This is a genomic window from Streptomyces alkaliterrae (assembly GCF_007097205.2).
GTDB lineage: Bacteria > Actinomycetota > Actinomycetes > Streptomycetales > Streptomycetaceae > Streptomyces > Streptomyces alkaliterrae.
Genome location: NZ_VJYK02000413.1, coordinates 1 through 3939, shown reverse-complemented (window position 1 = coordinate 3939; position 3939 = coordinate 1). Strand labels below are relative to the sequence as shown.

The window sequence follows — 3939 nt, the reverse complement described above, 5'->3', positions numbered from 1 at the left end:
CCACTCCGCACCGCCCCGGGCGGCTGCCCCGCCCCCGTCGAGAGGACCCGGCACATGTCACCCTCCCCCACCGTCGTCGGCCGCCTCCGCCGGATCTGGCGGTACCCCGTCAAGTCGCTGGCCGCCGAGGCACTGTCCGAGACGGCCGTCGGCTGGCACGGCGTCGCGGGCGACCGCCGCTGGGCCTTCGTCCGGCCGGACAGCCAGTCCCGCCGCTTCCCGTGGCAGACCATCCGCGAGAACGCGCTGATGTGCCGCTTCCGGCCGGAGTTCGACGACCCGGCCAGGCCCGACGACTCCAAGATCACCGTGCACGCCCCCGACGGCCAGTCCTACGCGGTGGACGACCCGGCGCTGGCCGACCGGATCGGCGTCGGCACGCGGCTGATGCGAGTGAAGAACGGCGTCTTCGACGAGATGCCGCTGTCGCTGATCAGCACCGCGACCGTCGCCGAGCTGTGCCGCCGCGCCTCCGTGCCCGCCGACGCCCTGCGCTTCCGGCCCAACCTGCTGGTGGAGCCCGTCGACGACCGGCCGTTCGTCGAGGACGAGTGGGTCGGGGCGACCCTGCGGATCGGCGCGACCGAGCTGCGCGTCGACCAGCGCGACCCGCGCTGCGTCATGATCAACACGGACCCCGTCACCGCCGAGCGCGACCCGGCCGTCCTGCGTTCCCTCGCCGACCGCAACGGCCACGCCGGCGTCTACGGCACCCCGGTGACCCCGGGCACGATCCACCTCGAAGCGGACGTGGTCCTCCTCTGACGCCCGCGCCCGCCTGCGCCTGTACCTGCGCCTGTCCCTGCGCCTGTTCCTGCGCCTGTCCCTGCGGTCAGTAGCGCGCGTCCAGCTCCTCGACGATCGCCCGCAACTCCCTTGCCGCCGACCGCGACAGTGCCACCAGCACCGCCTCCAACAGCTCGCGCTCGGCAAGCGGGTCTGCGCAGCACTCCGGCACGCCGCACCCACCGCCGCCGTCCACCCACAGCCGGCGGTACGGATCGGCGACATGCCGCCGCCAGTGCTCCAACGCCCGCGCCACCGAACCGGGCGCCAGGTAGTTCCGGGTTCGCTCCAACAGCTCGATCTCCCGAAGCGCCCGGCGGGAGAGCCCCGGCGGCCCGACCCCGGGCACGCGAGCGGCCAGAGCGGTGGCCCGTACGCTTCCCGGTCGCCTCCTCGCCATCGTCCCCCTCCCCCGCCCCTCGGCCTACCACCGTCCGCGGCGGCCAAAACCCGGTGCGGTCGGTGCCGACTCCCGGCTACCGTCACCGCCATGACATCCGGTGAACGCGTACGCCCGCCCTTCGACGCCGACGAACGCACCCAGTTGGTCGGTTGGCTCGAGATGCAACGCTCGATCGTGCGCTGGAAGTGCGAGGGCCTGTCCGAGGAGGACGCGCGGCGTCCCGTGCTGCCCTCCTCCCCTCTGATGACGGCGGCCGGAGTGGTCAGCCACCTGCGCTGGGTGGAACACGCCTGGTTCGAGGTGCTGTTCCTCGGCGGCCCCACGACCGACAACCCGCAGTTCGACAACTCCGTCGAGGACGCGGACCTACGCGTCCCCGACGACGTGTCGCTCTCCCAGCTCCTCGCCGACTACGAGCGGCAGTGCGCCACCTCCAACGCCATCGTCGCCGCCCACGCGTTGGACGAGCCCGGCCGCCACCCCGATTTCAGGTCCGCACGCGCCAACCTCCGGTGGATGCTCATCCACATGATCGAGGAGACCGCCCGCCACGCCGGCCACCTCGACGCCGTCCGCGAACTCGTCGACGGCCGCGTCGGCTACTACTGACCCACCGGTCTCCGGTCGGCCCCGCCCTGCTCCGGCCCCGGCTTCGGCCCCGGTCCCGGCCCCGGCAGCCGCACGCCCGTCGCGATCGGCACGCCCAGCCGGGCCCGTTCCTCCGCCACGATGCGCCGCGCCAGGTCGGCGTCGGTCACGTCGAGGGCGTCCGGGGTCGACTCGGCGACCGTGCTGCGGCGCGCGTAGGCGTCGAAGAGCCGGGCCTTGGCCTCGGACGTCCGCGCCAGCCGCTCGTCCACCCCGCCCGTGGTGAGCAGCCGGTGCACCCGGACCTGTCGGACCTGCCCCATACGATGGATCCGGGCCACCGCCTGGTGCTCCACCGTCGGCTTGGTCTGCGGTTCGCACAGCACCACGACCGACGCCGCCTGGATATTCAGCCCCAGACCCACCGCCTGGATCTGCGCGAGCAGCACCGCGGGACCGGACGCGGCCGTGAACACGTCCACCAGCTCCTGCCGCCGCACCGGCGGCACGCTCCCGGTCAACGGCCCGAAGACGACCCCGCCCGCTTTCCCGTCGCCCAACGCCTCCCCGACCACGTCCAGCACCTCGCGGAAGACGGAGAACACCACGACCTTCAGCCCGTTCTCACCCGCCTCCCGCACGATCTCCCGCAACCGGTCGAGCTTCGCGGAGCCCTCCGGCCGGGTGTACGCGGCCCGGCGCATCCCCATGAAGTTGCCCTCCGCGACCGCCGCCCGGTAGGCCGCTTCGTCCGACTCGCTGGGCTCCTCCCACTCGTCCGTGTACTGCACGCTCGGCAGCTCGGCCAGCACGTCCAGCTGGTTGCGCCGCAGGTAGACGGGGGCGACCAGCTCCCGGAAGCCGCCGACCGCCGTCTCGTGGAGCTGGTCCAGCCGCGCCGCGAGCGGGCCGTCGACGATCCGGACCAGGTTGTGGAACTCCGCGACACTGTTCTCCATCGGCGTGCCCGTCATCAGCAGCACCCGTTCGCAGCCATCCGCCCAGCGCGCCACCGCCTGCGACCGCTGCGCCTCCGGGTTCTTCACCGCGTGCGCCTCGTCGACCACCAGCAACCCGAGCGGCGTCTCGCCCTCCGGCACCGGAAAGCCGCGCAGCGCCTCGAACGTCGTCACCCCCACACCCCCACGCGCCACCCACTCCGCGAACGCGTACCGGCGCTCCCGCCCGTGCAGCACCACCGGTGACAGCGTGCTGCGGGCCTCGATCTCCCGCCGCCAGTTCACCAGCAACCCGGCCGGGCACACCACCAGGAACCGCTCCCGCCCCTCGGCGGCCAGATGCGCCATCACCGCGATCGCCTGGATCGTCTTGCCCAGACCCATCTCGTCGCCGAGGATCACCCGCCGCTGCGCCACCACAAAGCGCGCCCCGAACGCCTGGTAGCCGCGCAACGAGACCCGGCGACAGCTGTCGTCGAGCTCCTGGGCCCGCGCCCGTTCCGCCACCTGGGCGGGCAGCCGACCCTCCGCGCTCGCCCGGTCCGGCTCCCGCTCGGTGAGCTCGGCGAGCACCCCGTAGTACTCCGCAGAACGTGTCTCGAAATCGACCCACGCTGCCACATCCGACTCCGGCTGCCGCAGCAGATCCGCCGAAGCCTGCGCCAACAGCTCCGGCAGCCCCGTCCGTTCGGCCTCCTCGACCGCCGCCCGCAGCTCCGCCACCGCCTCCAGCGCCCGCGCCCGGCCCTCACGCCCCGCGAACAGCATCCGCAGCCGCCCGGTCGCCGGCCGCGCCCGCTCCAGCAGCGGCTCCAGCCGCTCCACCAGCGGCCCCGCGCGGTCCACGGCCCGCCGCGCGTCCACCCCGGCCTCCACCAGCACGAACACCGCCCTCACCAGCGCGGTCGTCCGCGGCTCCGGCCGGTCCACGTCCAGATGGACGGCCACCGCGTCGTGCGCCGCCTCCGACAGCCGCCGCGCGGCGGCCACAAGCTGCTCCGCCGTCCGCGCCCCGACCCCGGGCACCGCCCGCAACCGGTACACCCCCGCGTTCAGCACATCCGCGACCGTCCGCACCCCACACTCGTCCACCCGGTCCAACGGCAACGGCGCCGCCGTCACCTCCGCCAGCCGCTCCACCGGCATGGCCTCCAGCGCCTCCCGCACCTCCGCCTCGTGCAGCGGCTCCAACAGCCCCCGCAC

Annotated in this window: 4 protein-coding genes; 2 read left to right on the top strand and 2 right to left on the bottom strand. The window is 73.9% G+C overall.

Annotated elements, in window-relative coordinates; translation table 11 throughout:
* Window positions 1-765 (top strand): MOSC domain-containing protein (locus FNX44_RS24770; RefSeq protein WP_228450194.1); only part of this gene is annotated, 765 nt, incomplete at its 5' end.
* Window positions 766-832: 67 nt separating this feature from the next.
* Here FNX44_RS24770 and FNX44_RS24765 read toward each other — a convergent pair.
* Complete coding sequence (locus tag FNX44_RS24765; protein ID WP_228450193.1) at window positions 833-1186, bottom strand: hypothetical protein; 354 nt, start codon at window positions 1184-1186, stop codon at window positions 833-835.
* A 90-nt stretch (window positions 1187-1276) separates the two neighbouring features.
* Here FNX44_RS24765 and FNX44_RS24760 point away from each other — a divergent pair, with 90 nt between their 5' ends.
* Window positions 1277-1798, top strand: a complete 522-nt coding sequence (locus tag FNX44_RS24760) for a DinB family protein (RefSeq protein WP_143651222.1) — start codon at window positions 1277-1279, stop codon at window positions 1796-1798.
* On the opposite strand, the gene FNX44_RS24755 is transcribed toward FNX44_RS24760, so the two are convergent.
* The coding region (locus FNX44_RS24755; protein WP_143651221.1) for a DEAD/DEAH box helicase at window positions 1792-3939 on the bottom strand (2148 nt) is incomplete at its 5' end. The two genes, FNX44_RS24760 and FNX44_RS24755, sit on opposite strands and share 7 nt — an antisense overlap.

Bases quoted from the DNA above. Each gene is read 5' to 3' on its own strand.
- FNX44_RS24760 (WP_143651222.1), top strand. From the start codon at position 1,277: ATGACATCCGGTGAACGCGTACGCCCGCCCTTCGACGCCGACGAACGC.
- FNX44_RS24765 (WP_228450193.1), bottom strand. From the start codon at position 1,186: ATGGCGAGGAGGCGACCGGGAAGCGTACGGGCCACCGCTCTGGCCGCT.